The following is a 15,254-nucleotide window of genomic DNA, read 5'->3' on the forward strand; positions in this document are numbered from 1 at the left end:
TAAACATCCAAATCCAAAAGATCAAGTAATAAAAGCTAATCTAACTGATTTCAGTTAGATTTTACTTTTATATAACAAAATATTGTCAATAAAACGCCCAAATAAATAATGTGAATCATGTGTACCTGGCGCTTCTTCTGGATGGTATTGAGTAGAAAAGACTGGGTAATCCTTCATCATTATCCCCTCTACACTATTATCAAATAGAGAAATATGAGTAACTTCAACGTTACTTGGAAGAGAAGCTGAATCAACAACAAAACCATGATTTTGGCTAGTTATCTCAACTTTTTTACTCTCCAGATCATAAACTGGATGATTACTCCCTCGATGACCAATATCCATCTTGACAGTCTTTGCTCCCAAAGTAACTGCAAGTAATTGATGGCCCAGGCATATTCCAAAAACTGGTATTTTAGATTTCACAATAATTTCTATTTCTGAAGTTACACTCTCTCCTATCTCTTGTGGATCACCAGGGCCATTTGAAAGCACTATACCATCTGGATTCATGCTTAATATTTTGTGAGCAAAACCTGTATCTGGTTTGACTAATTCAACCGTACAATCAAGTTCTACTAAGCGTGAGATTATACTATTTTTTACACCGAAATCAACAATTACAACCCTATATTTTGCATTAAGAGCGCTTTGAAAGTTATTACTTAAACTGACTTTCTTAGTTATTTCTATTCCATTTACAGATTTGTATTTCTTCAATTCATCTAATATATGTGCCTCACTTGACGGACATATCATTCCATTTTGAGATCCATGTTTTCTCAAATATGTCGTCAAAGCTCTAGTATCAATTCCCGATATCCCAACTACATTATTTTTCTCCAACCAATCATTTAAACTAATATATGAAGAAGAGTGAGACATAGGAGAAAGTTCACGCATAACCACACCACTTGCAAAAATTTTCTCTCCTTCATTATCTTTATGATTTATTCCAACATTACCAATATGAGGAAAAGTGAACGCTATGATTTGATTAGCAAAAGAAGGATCGGTTATAGTATGTTGATACCCGGTCATACCAGTGGTAAAACAAACTTCACCTATACATTTGCCTCTTTTACCTACCGATTTTCCCAAAAAGCACTTGCCATCTTGTAAAACTAAAGCTGCATCCTGCATTTAATTCTCTCAACTCATTTAAAATATTATATAAGAATTTTAAATTACAAGTAAGCAAATACTAAACTTCCCTTTAAGTTTATATAAAATTCAAAATTATAAGTAGCTTTCTTTTTTTATTATTTAGCAAAATTATAGCAAACTTAACTTGTGTGAATAGGCAATAGTCATTACATTCATACTTCATGTTATATAAATTCACATGGATAGAAAAACTTGTCTCATTACAGGAGCATCATCTGTCATTGGAGAAAGTCTAGCACGGTTGCTCATTAAAGATGGATGATTTGTGGTTGGCATTGCAAGGCGCACTGAAAAACTGGAAAAATTAAAAGAAGAATTAGGTAGTAATTTTTTACCTATAACATGTGATGTAAGCAAAAGTGAAAATATTAAAAACTCGTCTGATTTTTTAAAAAAGCAAAATATTATACCAAATCTCTTTTTTCTTAATGCAGGATGTGGCGAAATAGAAGATAAGTTTCATACCAACATTCATAGAAAAACATTTGAAACCAATTATTTTGGAGTTATCAACTGGATTGAAGAATGGATTCATCATAATTCCTTGGCAACTTTTGCGGTTATATCTTCTCTTGTTGCTATGCATGCAACACCACATGCTTCTGCATACTGTGCCAGCAAAGCAGCACTAAAAAGTTGTTTTCAATCACTAAAAATCCAATATGCTAACAGTAGCACAAAGTTTATCACCATAATGCCAGGGCCAGTAAAAACAGATATGTTTAAGTCTAATAAACCACTTCCCTTCATATGGGAGCCAGAAAAAGCTGCAGCATATATTTTAAAAAGTATATTTAAAGGAAAGAAAGTTATAGCGTTTCCAATTTTCTGGCGGTTATTTTTTCATATTTTACAAATTCTTCCCACTAAAATGACTGCAAGAATCTTACGATAATCACCAAATCTACCATCTTGTAAAGCTAAAGCTCTTCAAAACTCAATCGCAAGCTTCTCCACACAAAAACATCTTGACTATCGCATGTTTCATATTATATGAATAAACTGTTAATGAAAGTGGAGGGTTGCAATGCCTAATAATACAGATCAGTCTAAAAAAATAAATGAGAAATGGTTATTTATAGGAGGTGCTTCACTGTTTCTTGTAATAATGCTACCATCAATTTTTCTCTTAGCAAAAATAGCTATGATGTTTGTTATAATCTCAACTACAGCAATAGCAATAAAAATTGCCTCAAAAGCAATATCAAACGTTTTAGAGGATAAAGAGAATCAATCAACACAAAATAAAATTATAAACCTAGCTATTGGAGCAGTGTCCATACTTGCAGGTGGGATATCATTACTTATTACAGCAAAAGTTGGTTTCATCGCAATATGTTCAACTATAGCTATTTTAGCTCTGTATGAATATATTAAAGATGAAAAAATAGGTAAGGATATAAATGATAAATTCGATGAAATAGCTAATAATACAACTGAGTTTTGCGTCAACAGCATTGAAAAACTTATTCCATCACAAAGTTGTGAAGTGTAATCTTTTGTTTATAAATTTTTAGATGCATGGCTAACGTATAAACACTGAAATCAGCACTTCCTTTCTTGTTATCCTAGTAATGGCTTCCATCATCAAAAATGTTGTATTACTTTTATACTCGCAAATCTAACTGGATTCCAATGCTGGAATGACATTACCTTGAATGGAAATCGGTGCGTGATGTACATCTGTATAGAGATTAAATATGTCATTCAGTTTGTTATCATTCTAGTACTGCCATTCTATAGGTAACAGCTGTACCTGGAGCTCCTCTCTTGTCATTCCAGCACTGGAATCCAGAAAACTTAATTTCAAACCAGTACTTTCCCTCTTTTCATCCCAATTTCCAAAATGTTACTCCAGTACTGAAATCCAGCTTTTTTATAACTATCGAAAACACTGTATTACTTTACAAATTTAACTAGATATAATTACTGGCATGGCACGTTCGTAAAATTACGATAAAAAATTACTTGACAAACTCTAATAGTTTTGTTACCATGCACAGTGAAGGTGTTTTAGAGCTCGGAATCTATCTTCGTCTGCAGACTTTTCAATTCAACTAATCTATAATCTTCAGTTAAAATATATTTTAGCTATACTTCGGTCGTAGCTGTATACATTTTTCTCAATCTTTTTTATTAGTGGAGGACTATCATGTTTAAAACACTGAATTACGCATATCATTGACCTACATGTCTTTAAAGGACAGATGGTACCTATGTCCTTTTTATATAAATTATTGTGTTTTTATGTCTTTTTTAGCAATGTCATTTATTGTTTTACGCCCCAGTCTTTTTCAAATATTGCGAGCCCTTGATCAGTAAGTGGATGATTAATTAACTGTCTAAGTATTTTTGCTGGCACAGTAATTGAATGAGCACCGAGCCGTGCAGCTTCTATTACATGTGCTGGACTTCTTACTGATGCAACAAGAACTTTTGTCTTAAAATTATAATTAGAATATATAGTGCATATATCTTCTATTAGCGATAAGCCATCATAGCTTATATCATCAAGGCGACCAACAAAGGGAGAAATAAAACAAGCACCGGCCTTAGCGGCAAACAGTGCTTGTCCAGGAGAAAAACATAATGTGATATTAGCAGGTATTTTATGTTCTGTCCACAACTTTTTACAAGAAATTAATCCTTCATGTGTAAGGGGTAACTTTACTACGATATTACTAGCGATTTTCGCTAACTTAAGGCCTTCCTTAACCATATCTTCATGGCTATCTGCAACAACTTCAACACTAACAGGTCCTTTTATAATAGAACATATTTCGCTTACTAAATCTTCGTACTTATCTTTATGTCCAGATTTTGCTATTAAAGAAGGATTAGTTGTTATACCATCAATGAACTCTTTTAGCTCCTTAATTTCATTCAAATCAACACTATCAAGAAAAATTTCCATATTATTGTCCTATTAAAAACCTATTTTTACAAAATATTGTCATCTTTGAAAAGTATTAAATAAAATCGGATTTTTAACTCAACTCAATTTTCAGTCCGTTAGGAAAGAAAATATTGCACTGAGACACAGTATAGCGCTTTCCTTAATTGGTTGCATTTTATTAACAAAATTAGCATAACCAATTTCTGAAGTTTACTAGCTTTACGTTCAATAGAAATTCTTGCATAGCCTAAAACTTAGTGCTACTATTAGTATAGTAACACAAATAGGTAGTGAGGAACAATAAACAAAATGACTAAGTTCGAGTTTAACGCTCGCAATTAAATTCAACTAAAAAGGTTAATATAAAAGGAGTTAATCACTCCTAAAGTAAATATATTATCAGAACAATAGTAACAAGGGGTATACTATGTCAACAAATTTCCCGACATTGAAAAACATATTAGCAGAGCTGAAAAGAAAAAATAGCATTACTGTTTTAGAAGAACATTGTCAGGAAAAATGGGAGGTTTATGACTTGCTCATGGATTTAACAAATGATGAAAATTTTAAGCAAGCATATATAGATCTATCTTTCAACAAGAGCTTTAAAAAAAACTTTATAGAATTAGCAAATCAGGCAAAAAAAGCTGTAAGTAAGTATTTTAGAGACAAAGACATAGACCTTCGAGCTTTTTATGTAGAAACTAACAATTCTGATAAAGTGTTAAACATTAATCTTATTAATTACAATAGAAGTGAGCCAATAAGAATTAGTGATATCTTACAGCAAGAAAGGGATATTAGCACATTGAATATCTATTGCGATAAAAAGCATGACATATACGCTTACCGAAAAGGTAAGGAAAGACATTATGAATTTAAAGAGGGTGCATATTATGAAATGACAAGCACTTGGCCTGTGCAGGACAAGGATGGGAAAACTTTTACCTGTACTATGGTTATGAATGTAAGTAATTCTGGTATAACTAAAGTACTACAGTTTAATGGTAAAGATTTTGAATCGCCACCTGAGGAGTTTTTGGAATTAATAAGACAAAATGAGGAATTATATATTCAAGGCCTCTCTCTACATGATGCTGTAAAAGCATTATTGAAAAAGAACAAAAATGCTAACATTGCACCGGCTGTTAGTAATCTGCAAAATAACGAACATATCGTAATCAATCAAGACGAAAAGATGAAAGATCTTGAAAATGATGCTAAAAGCAATCCTATTCTTTCTTTCACTAGCAACAATGTATCAGAGGTTAATCCACAGCAGATTGCAACTCAGGCAATTGCAACTCAAACAGAAGTTAATTCACAACAACTAGATCAAAAGCTTACAAAAGCTGAGCAAGAAATTAGAGAATTAAATGAGCAGAGGAACAATTTACAGCATAGGCTCGAAGAGGCCAAGCAAGAATTTGAAAAGCATAATAGTGATTTACAGAATGAACTTGGAGAAGAAAAGCAAAAAAATGCAAAATTGCAAGCTGAACTGACACAAAAAAATGCAAAGCTAGCAAATATGTCAACAGAGCTGCAAGAAAGAGCGCAAGAACTTGAAGGTGCATATGAAGAAAAGAAAGACCTGAAGAAAAAGCTGGAAGTTGCCAATGCAGGAAAAGAAGAGTTGATAAGTGAGTTAAGAAAATTGCACGAGGAATTAAATCAACTGAAAGAAGAAAAGTATAGTTTGGAAGACAAGCTTGATCAATTAGAACACTATAGCAATAGTACAAAAGAAAGCAGTGAACAACAAATATCAGATTTGAAAGAAGAGTTATTATTACTGAAAGAAGCAAATCAAATGTTAAAAGCAAAGCAAGTAGAATCAGAACAAGAACTCGTGGAGGCTAAGCAAAAAATTGAGGAATTGGAGGAACAGTGCAATGATTTACAAGTTGAGTGTAAAGAAAAGGAACAAAGACTTGAGAAAGAAATGAGTAAAACAGATGAGCGAATAATCCAGCTCAATAAGGAGCAAGAGCAGAAAATTCAAGAAATTTATGGAAAAAATAAGGAACTGGAAGAAAAGGTAGAAGAACTGAAGGAAAAGCTAAAAACTGCTAATGCAGAACAAGAGAAACGACAAGGTAAATTGAACCAGTTTGAAAAAAAAGAGGAAGAGATAGAGGAAGCAGAACACATGATAAGTGCAAGGGATAAGTGTATAGCGAGTTATAAATCTCAAATACAAAATTTAGAAAATGAGCATAACGCACATTTGGAATCTGATGAACAAGAGGCAGATCAGCTAACGTGGGATTTTGAAACGTTAAAGAACGAGCTAGAGCTTAAAGATGAGCAGATCGAGACAATAAGAGGGCAATTACGGCAGGAGATAGAAGAAGAAATAGTTAATAAGTACCGTCCATCACTGGAATTAAAGTTTAAAGAATATGAAGATGAGATTGAAAGATTAATAAGAGAAAAAAAAGAGCTAAACGATAAAGTACAATACTTAAATAGCCAAGTAGAACTGTTAAGTCCAGTAATTGATCAAGTACTTGTTAATAAAAAGGAAGTTTTTGATAATAATTCAAAAATGTTTTACCAGCTTACAGAGAAAATTGATGATTCAGAAAAAAAATCTAGGTCTTTAAGCCTTGATAGCGCATTTCATAGCGATCACTGTAATTCACTTCTAGACTTAATCAGCAGTCCCTCAAAGGTGTGTAGCCAAAGTCAGCGTGAAAATGTTTAAAGATGCACATGAGACCAGCGGCTTCTTTATTCAAGTAGCCCCTCTTGTCATCCGAGTAGTGTGAGACATAGCTGTACGAACATTGCAATACGGCACATAATAAATAATGTCATGCCAGTGCCTAGACACTGGGATCTAGTTTTTGGACATTGTTTTTGACATATGTCCTTAAGAACTATTGTTTACTGCATAATTTTCAAATACTTTTTATATCTGGATCCCAGTGTCACGCACTGGGATGACAAGAAGGAAGATACTGGAATGACATCTTCCCTGAACCATAATGTTCGTACAGTTGTGTGTCAGCTACTTGAAGTGGGAATGACAAGAGTAAACTCATTTCTTGAACACAAAAAGAGCCCCTAAAGAGATTTGACATCAAGATAACTTAAATATATACCAACTCTCTTATTTTTTAATGATTCCTCATCATGAGTCAAATGATCAAAAACCTGAATTTGATTCGTTATAATGCTACAATTATTATTTGCAACCTCTAATATACCATTATCAATTACAACTTTTTCCTTTGTCTGGTTACTCATTTGAACAGTAATTATACCAGGCAATAAATAAATTAAGTAAGGAGAATGGTAAGCTAAAATCACTAGCTCTCCTTCAAGCCCATTCACTGAAAGCGAAACCACTTCATCGAATGAAATTCGATTATCAGGAGAAAAAAATTGCACCTTAAAAGTGTTCATAATCTTTAATGTCCGGCTCCAACTTCAGCTTTTATTGATTCAGCCTTTTCTATTGCTTCACTTATACTTCCCACCATATAAAAAGCAGCTTCTGGCAGGTGATCATATTTACCTTCAATAATTCCTTTAAAACTAGAAATAGTATCAGAAAGTGAAACAAATTTGCCAGACATGCCAGTAAATACCTCCGCAACATGAAAAGGTTGAGAAAGAAACTTCTGAATTTTACGAGCTCTATCAACAATAATTTTATCTTCATCAGATAGTTCATCCATACCAAGTATTGCGATAATATCTTGCAGCGACTTATAAGTTTGCAATATACGTTTCACTTCAGAAGCCACATTATAATGCTCTTCACCAATGATTTCAGCAGATAAAGACTGAGAAGTTGAGTCAAGTGGATCAACAGCAGGATATATACCCATTTCAGCTATCTGCCTTGACAACACTGTGGTTGCATCAAGATGAGAGAATGTCGTTGCTGGAGCTGGATCGGTCAAATCGTCTGCAGGAACATATATAGCCTGTACAGAAGTAATAGAACCAGCAGTAGTTGAGGCTATTCTCTCTTGCATAGCGCCCATATCAGTCGCAAGAGTTGGCTGATAACCAACAGCAGACGGTATTCTTCCAAGCAAAGCAGAAATTTCAGAGCCAGCTTGAGTAAAACGGAAGATATTATCTACAAAAAATAGAACATCTTGATTTTCATGATCACGAAAATACTCCGCCATAGTTAGTGCTGTTAAAGCAACCCTAGCTCTTGCTCCAGGAGGTTCATTCATTTGACCATAAACCAAAACGGCTTGAGATTTTTCGTGCTCATTTATATCTATTACATTCGAAGTAATCATCTCGTTATAAAGATCATTACCTTCACGCGTTCTCTCTCCTACTCCGGCAAACACAGAAAATCCTTTATGAGCTTTTGCTATGTTGTTAATCAGCTCCATTATCAGAACTGTTTTACCAACACCAGCTCCACCAAATAAGCCAATTTTTCCTCCTTTAAGATAAGGAGCAAGAAGATCTATAACCTTTATTCCTGTGACTAAAACCTCTTCCTGTATCTTCTGCTCGGTAAAACTTGGAGGTGATCTATGTATAGGTTCTAAATTATACTTTCCTTTTAAAGGACCACACTCATCTATAAGCTCCCCTACAACATTAAAAATCCTTCCTAAAGTTGAGCGTCCAACCGGAACTGATATTGGTGCACCTGTATCAACAAACTCATCACCTCTTGACATACCATCTGTGCTATCCATAGCAATGCAACGAACTATATTGTCACCTATATGTTGTGAAACCTCTAAAACTAGCTCCTTGCCCTTACATTTTAGTTTGCTTTTTAAAGCATTAAATATCTTAGGTAACTCGCCTTCAAATTTTAGATCAACAACTGCTTGAGTTATCTTAACCGTTCTACCTATATTCATCTCTTTCATCACCTAACACTATAATTCTATAAAAGAACTTCTAAAAAATAAATCTTATATTATTAACAGAAATTTTGCAATATTAAAACACTTACTAGTTACGTTTCATTATAAATAGTGCAAATGCATTCAATAGCCAAGTAATAACAAACAGCACCAAACTAAGCGCATAAGCAGCAAGAGTTTGCACACTATTGAAATCCTGATCTCCGGTAAGTAATGTAGCAATTTGTACAGTGATAGTAGTAACTGAATTGAGAGGATTAAAGGTCAAATTTGCATTGATTCCCACAGCCATTAGTACAATCATTGTTTCACCTATCACCCTTGAAATTGATAATAAAACTGCACTTAAAATTGTAGGCATTGCATAAGGTATTGTTATATGCCATATAGTTTCCGCTGGTGTTGCGCCAAGCGCCATAAAACCATAACGTAAACTTTTTGGAACAGATCTTATAGCATCTTCAAGCAAAGAAATAATAAAAGGAAGAATCATTATTCCAATCGATAAACCAGCAATCAAAGCACTTTCTGAGTGTATACTTAGATTAAAAAAATTCGCTACCTGCTTTATAAAAAAAGACAAAAATACAACTGAGAAGTATCCATATACAACAGTAGGAATAGCAGACAAAACCTGTAAGGCTGTATTAATAACATAACGCACTTTTTCACTCGCATACTCACTAATATATATTGCAGAAAATAAACCAAGCGGCACCGCAACTAACATTGCTACAATAGTTATAAGTAATGTCCCCACTAAAAGTGGCGCTATACCAAAACACCCCACCTCTCCTTCACCAATAATAGCTACATTATGCTTCCATTTTAAGCAAAATAAGAATTCTGAAATAGCTACTTTATTAAAAAAAGAAATGGACTGAACAAAAATAGATAGCATTATAAATAAAGTGATAAAAAGTGATATTGCTAAAGCCATAAATAACAAAAATTTTACCATCTTATTTCTTTTACCTTTAAAGATAAAAATCAGCATAAAAAAAAGTAACGCTATAGAAATAGAAGTTATAAAATAACCATCATAGAATGCTAACAAACAAGGTAGCATCCACATACAACTCAAATATATATAAGACTTAACTTTACTTACTGCTTGAAACTTACTCAAACAAAATAAAAGGATTAGTAAAACAGGTACGCCTATAATTAAATTCATTTTTCCATATATCAAATTTTATTCAATAAGAATGCCATAGAAGTTGACCATTATTTGACAATAGAGAAAAATAATTTAAAATAAATAGTTATATTAATATAAAAACAATGAAAAGAACATTTCAACCAAAAAATTTAAAAAAAAAGCACAAACATGGATTTCGTTCACGTATGTCAACAAAAGCTGGAAGAAAAATTCTTAATAAGCGTCGCTCATTAGGGTGTAATAAATTATGCGCATAGTAAGCATAAAAAAAAAGAGTTTTCCTTTGCTTTTAAAAACAGATTAGCACCTGACAGTCTTTTTTATCGAGGGGTATATATATCACTATATGCTATAAAAGAAAGAGAACCTGAAAAGTATATTCATGTTATTAGAGTAGGTCTGGCTATCAGTAAAAAAGTCGGAAAAGCAGCAAAAAGAAATAAAATAAAAAGGCAATTACGAATGCTAGCTAAAGTTAGCATTTCTAATATAAGTAATGTAGGATACTATTACATAATACTAACCCATAAAAACATTATGCAAGCAGGCTATAAAAATTTACAAAAAGACCTCAATATTTGCTTAAAGAAAGATAAAATAAGAAGAAATTTTCACTAAAGTATTTACAGCTATATTTTTTATGATAAGATAAGTAAACTTTTTAAAATAAATTAATAGATGTGGGTGCTTGATGGTAGAGAGTATAAGAAAACAAGATAAAAAGCTCGATACAAATAATGCTGAAGAGAGTTTTTATGAATATAGAAAGTCTAGCTATCGTACACAATGGGGAATGGCATTTGAACAAAGCCAATACTTAGAACAAAATAAGGATAATCCTAGAGGGAAGTTGCTAAATTTGAATATAGAAGCAACTTATTACAATAAGAGAATAGTTTGATAAAAGTAAAAGTACCCGTTCAGGGGAGTGGTTCAAGAAACGATAGGCAGGGGATTGTATAGTTCTCTTTGTTTCCATGTTAAGTATAATGAAATTATCCTTTCAAATTCCTAGCTCTGATTACGTAAAATATGAGCTTTTACAGTAAATGATATAATGCCTAATTTGCTGTTCAGCGCGATAGTGGAATACTTTCTGGTTTACTTAAAAAATTTCACATCATTCTTTCAGATTTTAAAATATTTTTCGCAACTTGAAAAGCTCCAGTTGCTTCAGATAGGTAGCTTCAAGTAATACCTTATACGTTTTGCAACTTTCTTACACTTCTGTTTCATTTTTTAATAAAGCTTTTTTTAGCATAAATAATTCAGTGGATGCGTTTTTTAAGTAACAGCCCAGAATTTTAACTTCAATAGTCCAGCTATGTTTCAAAGTACCTGTCAGCGACTATTACGATTGCAACATACACTGTCTTTTAAATCTTCTTTCCCTTTAAAACTTGCAGTATTGCTTCAGCACTAACCAAGTTTACCTTTATTATAACACGTTGATGCGCAAAACCTCACTTTTCTTATTCGATTTGCTCATACACCTTTTTGCATTTTGAGGGAATTCTATATTCACTATTTGATACGCTTTCAATTCACATTAAAAACATCACTTATAATTTTCACGTTTTTAATTTTTATAAAATCCACTGAGTGCTACAATTATCACCTAACTATTGGACCAAATGTATCTGCTTTTTGGTAGTTTGCTACTTCTTCTTTCTCCTCATCTCCAACAACTTAATTAATATTCAATTATATAAAGTTTGATTTTCGGAAGACCAATTGTTTGATGATTTGTTAAATGTTGCTATCTCTCTCCTCATTTGCAAATAGGTAACAAATTCTACTTTTAAATTTTCTACTTTTATTTTAAAGTTTTCGCAAAGTTCTAAAAGATCAGTTATATTACCTCACAGCTACTCTATGTTTACCTTGTTTCATCGCTCTACTGAACAGATATAAATAAAAAGAAATTTTTATAAACTTGGCAACGACCTACTTTCCCTTTTTAAGTATCATCGGCGCTAAAAAGTTTCACTTCCGAGTTCGAAATGAGATCGGGTGGTTCATTTTTGCTATAGTCACCAAGTCAATAAAAATTTCTGACTTAACAAATTTCAATTTAATATTTAACACTGCATATGCACATATAGAAAGGAAATAAATCAATCAGGCTATTAGTACTAGTTAGCTTCACATGTTACCATGCTTCCACACCTAGCCTATCAACGTGGTAGTCTTCCACGGCCTTAATTGGGAAATCTTTTTGAAGAGGGTTTCTTGCTTATATGCTTTCAGCAATTATCCCATCTATACATAGCTACCCAGCGATGCTATTGGCATAACAGCTGGTACACCAGAGGTATATCCATCTCGGTCCTCTCGTACTAGAGTCAGATCTTCTCAAATTTCCTTCACCCACGGCAGATAGAAACCGAACTGTCTCACGACGTTCTAAACCCAACTCACGTAACACTTTAATCGGCGAACAGCCGAACCCTTGGGACCTTCTCCAGCCCCAGGATGTGATGAGTCGACATCGAGGTGCCAAACGGTGTCGTCGATATGAACTCTCGAACACCATCAGCCTGTTATCCCCGGCGTACCTTTTATCCGTTGAGCGATGACCCTTCCATACAGAATCACCGGATCACTATGACCGACTTTCGTCTCTGCTTGGCTTGTCAGCCTCGCAGTCAGGCAAGCTTATGCCATTGTACTATCAAGCTGATTTCCGACCAGCTCTAGCTTACCTTCGCACGCCTCCGTTACTTTTTAGGAGGCGACCGCCCCAGTCAAACTACCCACCATACAATGTCCTAGTTCCAGATAATGAAACGTAGTTAGATATCAAAAGTGTAAAGGGTGGTATCTCAAGGTTGACTCCATTATAGCTAGCGCCATAACTTCAAAGTCTCCCACCTATCCTGCACATCACACTTTTAATAGCAATGTAAAGCTATAGTAAAGGTGCACGGGGTCTCTTCGTCTAACCGCGGGTACCCCGCATCTGCACGGGGAATTCAATTTCGCTGAAGTGATGTTGGAGACAGTGGAGAAATCGTTACGCCATTCGTGCGGGTCGGAACTTACCCGACAAGGAATTTCGCTACCTTAGGACCGTCAGTGTTACGGCCGCCGTTTACTGGGGCTTCAATTCAGAGCTTGCACCCCTCCTATTAACCTTCCAGCACCGGGCAGGCGTCAGACCCTATACTTCCACTTACGTGTTTGCAGAGTCCTGTGTTTTTAGTAAACAGTCGCTACTCCCTATTTTGTGCCACCTACTCATAGTTGCCTAAAAGCAGGTTACCCTTCTTCCGAAGTTACAGGTATAATTTGCCGAGTTCCTTCAACATCATTCTTTCAACACCTTAGTATACTCTACTCATCCACCAGTGTCGGTTTACGGTACGGCCTCATAAATATAAGTGCTATTTCCTGGAGCTTCTTTTAAGCATAGATCAATCCAATAAGACCTATACAAATACAAAACCCGTCACACTTAAGAGGTTTAGGAATATTAACCTAATTGCCATCGACTACTCCTTTACGGACTCGCCTTAGGAACCGACTAACCCTACGCAGATTAACTTAACGTAGGAACCCTTAGATTTTTGGTGAGAGTGTTTTTCACACTCTTTTACGCTACTTATGTCAGCATTCTCACTTCCGATATCTCCAGCAGTTTTCACAAACCGCCTTCACAGACTTACGGAACGCTCCGCTACCGCGCCTATTAATCGAAATTAATAAGCACCCACATCTTCGGTATACAGCTTTAGCCCCGGTACATTTTCGGTGCAGAAAAACTTATTTAGACAAGTGAGCTGTTACGCTTTCTTTAAAGGATGGCTGCTTCCAAGCCAACCTCCTAGCTGTAATGGTTTTTCCACTTCCTTCCCCACTTAGCTGTAATTTTGGGACCTTAGATAGTGATCTGGGCTGTTTCCCTTTCCACCACGGACTTAGCACCCTTAGTGTGTCTGCTGTATAATTAATTGTTGGTATTCGGAGTTTGGTTAGATTTGGTAAGATGATGAATCCCCCTAGTCTATCCAGTGCTCTACCCCCAACAACATACATACAACGCTCTACCTAAATAGATTTCGCGGAGAACCAGCTATTTCCAAGTTTGATTGGCCTTTCACCCCTAATCACAACTCATCCAATAATGTTGCAACATTAACTGGTTCGATCCTTCAGTATGTTTTACCATACCTTCAATCTGGTCATGACTAGATCACTTGGTTTCGGGTCTAATCCATAAAACTAAACGCCCTATTCAGACTTGCTTTCGCTACGCCTACACCTACCGGCTTAAGCTTGCTTCATAGATTAACTCGCTGACCCATTATGCAAAAGGTACGCTGTCACTCTAAATATCAATAAATTGATATAGAGCTCCAACTGTTTGTAAGCACTTGATTTCAGATTCTATTTCACTCCCCTCCCGGGGTTCTTTTCACCTTTCCCTCACGGTACTTGTTCACTATCGGTCGTTAAGGAGTATTTAGGCTTGGAGGATGGTCCCCCCATATTCAAACAGGATTTCACGTGCCCCGCTCTACTCAAGGATTTAAAAACTTTCTATTTATACAGGACTATCACCTTCTATGGTTACCATTTCCAGAGTATTCTAATTCTTATTTTTAAATCACTAGCCTTTTCCGCTTTCGCTCGTCACTACTAACAGAATCTCGGTTGATTTCTTTTCCTTTGGCTACTTAGATATTTCAGTTCACCAAGTTTGCTTTATATACTTAGTATATAATAACTAGCTAAGCTAGTTGGGTTTCCCCATTCGGAAATCTGCGGATCAAAATTTGTTGACAATTTCCCACAGCTTATCGCAGCCTGCCACGTCCTTCATCGCCTCTTAACGCCAAGGCATCCATCAAGTGCTCTTAATAATTTATTTATCTGACTATATGTAGAATATGCAGAGTTAAATATTAACTTATAATTGAATTGAGATTAAATAATCTCTACCATAAAACTTTTCAAACATCTAAAAACTAATCTTTTATATGTTACAATCTGATAAATCATATGTCAACGCCTTTTTACACAAAACATTTACCTATTATTATCAACAACAATATACCAGCAATCTTAAACAGTACAATCTGAGAAATATTCGACAAATTGATATGTACAGAAAAATTAATGAAAAAGATATTTTGTAAGATAAAATGTGTTAAAATTAGTTACC

Annotated in this window: 11 protein-coding genes, 2 rRNA genes and 1 pseudogene; 6 read left to right on the plus strand and 8 right to left on the minus strand. The window is 34.6% G+C overall.

The genetic code is table 11. The annotated features are described in order from the left end of the window. Positions 1-54: 54 nt before the first annotated feature. Positions 55-1,143, minus strand: coding sequence for a glutamine-hydrolyzing carbamoyl-phosphate synthase small subunit (gene carA / locus OOK82_RS03690; RefSeq protein ID WP_264704465.1), 1,089 nt, complete (start codon positions 1,141-1,143; stop codon positions 55-57). 289 nt (positions 1,144-1,432) lie between these two features. On the opposite strand from carA, the gene OOK82_RS03695 reads away from it, so the two are divergent. Both OOK82_RS03695 and OOK82_RS03700 read left to right on the plus strand, forming a co-directional pair. Further along, positions 1,433-2,062, plus strand: a complete 630-nt coding sequence (locus OOK82_RS03695; protein WP_264682331.1) for an SDR family NAD(P)-dependent oxidoreductase — start codon at positions 1,433-1,435, stop codon at positions 2,060-2,062. Positions 2,063-2,194: 132 nt separating this feature from the next. Next, positions 2,195-2,662: a hypothetical protein gene (locus OOK82_RS03700; RefSeq protein ID WP_010407187.1), complete on the plus strand. Its 468-nt coding sequence runs from the start codon at positions 2,195-2,197 to the stop codon at positions 2,660-2,662. A gap of 774 nt (positions 2,663-3,436) precedes the next feature. On the opposite strand, the gene fsa is transcribed toward OOK82_RS03700, so the two are convergent. Beyond that, entirely contained in the window at positions 3,437-4,081 is a 645-nt protein-coding gene (gene fsa, locus OOK82_RS03705) for a fructose-6-phosphate aldolase (protein WP_007302527.1), read from the minus strand. Between the two features lie 409 nt (positions 4,082-4,490). On the opposite strand from fsa, the gene OOK82_RS03710 reads away from it, so the two are divergent. Next, positions 4,491-6,773: a coiled-coil domain-containing protein gene (locus OOK82_RS03710; RefSeq protein WP_264686663.1), complete on the plus strand. Its 2,283-nt coding sequence runs from the start codon at positions 4,491-4,493 to the stop codon at positions 6,771-6,773. A gap of 362 nt (positions 6,774-7,135) precedes the next feature. Here OOK82_RS03710 and OOK82_RS03715 read toward each other — a convergent pair whose 3' ends face one another. The 3 genes from OOK82_RS03715 to pstC all read right to left on the minus strand — a co-directional run bounded on the left by OOK82_RS03715 (position 7,136) and on the right by pstC (position 10,102). After that, the gene (locus tag OOK82_RS03715) at positions 7,136-7,477 is read right to left on the minus strand and encodes a F0F1 ATP synthase subunit epsilon (RefSeq protein ID WP_010404622.1); all 342 of its coding nucleotides are present in this window, start codon (positions 7,475-7,477) and stop codon (positions 7,136-7,138) included. Between the two features lie 5 nt (positions 7,478-7,482). Continuing rightward, positions 7,483-8,919 (minus strand): F0F1 ATP synthase subunit beta, encoded by a 1,437-nt coding sequence (atpD, locus tag OOK82_RS03720; RefSeq protein WP_029237661.1) that lies wholly within the window; start codon positions 8,917-8,919, stop codon positions 7,483-7,485. Positions 8,920-9,013: 94 nt separating this feature from the next. Next, entirely contained in the window at positions 9,014-10,102 is a 1,089-nt protein-coding gene (pstC, locus tag OOK82_RS03725) for a phosphate ABC transporter permease subunit PstC (RefSeq protein WP_264375924.1), read from the minus strand. 107 nt (positions 10,103-10,209) lie between these two features. Between pstC and rpmH the strand changes: the two genes are divergently transcribed. From rpmH to OOK82_RS03740, 3 genes are all read left to right on the plus strand, one after another. Then, the gene (gene rpmH / locus OOK82_RS03730) at positions 10,210-10,344 is read left to right on the plus strand and encodes a 50S ribosomal protein L34 (protein ID WP_010404613.1); all 135 of its coding nucleotides are present in this window, start codon (positions 10,210-10,212) and stop codon (positions 10,342-10,344) included. Next, a complete protein-coding gene (gene rnpA / locus OOK82_RS03735) occupies positions 10,328-10,705 on the plus strand; it encodes a ribonuclease P protein component (protein WP_080589533.1) in 378 nt (125 codons plus the stop codon). Before rpmH ends, rnpA begins: the two co-directional genes overlap by 17 nt. Before the next feature lie 73 nt (positions 10,706-10,778). Beyond that, entirely contained in the window at positions 10,779-10,988 is a 210-nt protein-coding gene (locus OOK82_RS03740) for a hypothetical protein (RefSeq protein WP_264686664.1), read from the plus strand. A 32-nt stretch (positions 10,989-11,020) separates the two neighbouring features. On the opposite strand, the pseudogene OOK82_RS03745 reads toward OOK82_RS03740, so the two are convergent. From OOK82_RS03745 to OOK82_RS03755, 3 genes and pseudogenes are all read right to left on the minus strand, one after another. Next, positions 11,021-11,831 (minus strand): annotated as a pseudogene (locus tag OOK82_RS03745) (IS66 family transposase); the annotation flags it as partial. A gap of 190 nt (positions 11,832-12,021) precedes the next feature. Then, positions 12,022-12,128, minus strand: a 5S ribosomal RNA gene (gene rrf, locus OOK82_RS03750). A 67-nt stretch (positions 12,129-12,195) separates the two neighbouring features. Further along, positions 12,196-14,960 (minus strand): 23S ribosomal RNA (locus tag OOK82_RS03755). Between the last annotated feature and the right edge of the window lie 294 nt (positions 14,961-15,254).

It is taken from the genome of Wolbachia endosymbiont (group B) of Apotomis betuletana (assembly GCF_947250475.1).
In the GTDB taxonomy this organism is placed as follows: Bacteria; Pseudomonadota; Alphaproteobacteria; order Rickettsiales; family Anaplasmataceae; genus Wolbachia.

What these genes read in the sequence shown, in the direction of transcription:
- carA (WP_264704465.1), bottom strand. Translation starts at nt 1,143, where the DNA reads ATGCAGGATGCAGCTTTAGTTTTACAAGATGGCAAGTGCTTTTTGGGA.
- OOK82_RS03700 (WP_010407187.1), top strand. Translation starts at nt 2,195, where the DNA reads ATGCCTAATAATACAGATCAGTCTAAAAAAATAAATGAGAAATGGTTA.
- fsa (WP_007302527.1), bottom strand. Translation starts at nt 4,081, where the DNA reads ATGGAAATTTTTCTTGATAGTGTTGATTTGAATGAAATTAAGGAGCTA.
- OOK82_RS03710 (WP_264686663.1), top strand. Translation starts at nt 4,491, where the DNA reads ATGTCAACAAATTTCCCGACATTGAAAAACATATTAGCAGAGCTGAAA.
- OOK82_RS03715 (WP_010404622.1), bottom strand. Translation starts at nt 7,477, where the DNA reads ATGAACACTTTTAAGGTGCAATTTTTTTCTCCTGATAATCGAATTTCA.
- atpD (WP_029237661.1), bottom strand. Translation starts at nt 8,919, where the DNA reads ATGAATATAGGTAGAACGGTTAAGATAACTCAAGCAGTTGTTGATCTA.
- pstC (WP_264375924.1), bottom strand. Translation starts at nt 10,102, where the DNA reads ATGAATTTAATTATAGGCGTACCTGTTTTACTAATCCTTTTATTTTGT.
- rpmH (WP_010404613.1), top strand. Translation starts at nt 10,210, where the DNA reads ATGAAAAGAACATTTCAACCAAAAAATTTAAAAAAAAAGCACAAACAT.
- OOK82_RS03740 (WP_264686664.1), top strand. Translation starts at nt 10,779, where the DNA reads ATGGTAGAGAGTATAAGAAAACAAGATAAAAAGCTCGATACAAATAAT.